Origin of the sequence: Janthinobacterium rivuli, assembly GCF_009208735.1 — a bacterium.
In the GTDB taxonomy this organism is placed as follows: Bacteria; Pseudomonadota; Gammaproteobacteria; order Burkholderiales; family Burkholderiaceae_D; genus Janthinobacterium.
In genome coordinates, this window is sequence record NZ_WFLJ01000092.1 from 1 (window position 1) to 261 (window position 261).

The 261-nt window shown below is 59.0% G+C and carries 1 protein-coding gene; it reads left to right on the plus strand.

Annotated features, from left to right (window positions below; genetic code table 11):
• The coding region (locus tag GCN78_RS29070) for an EF-Tu/IF-2/RF-3 family GTPase (protein ID WP_264372710.1) at positions 1-261 on the plus strand (261 nt) is incomplete at both ends.

Here is a 261-nt window from a genome sequence, read left to right on the forward strand (position 1 = left end):
AAATGGGCGTTGACGCAGTGTTGCGTCTGGCCGATGCGCTGGATGCCTACATCCCAACGCCAGAGCGCGCTGTTGACGGTGCGTTCCTGATGCCAGTGGAAGACGTGTTCTCGATCTCGGGTCGCGGTACCGTGGTGACCGGTCGTATCGAGCGCGGCATCGTCAAAGTCGGCGAAGAGATCGAAATCGTCGGCATCACCGATACCGTCAAAACGACTTGCACCGGCGTGGAAATGTTCCGCAAACTGCTGGACCAAGGTC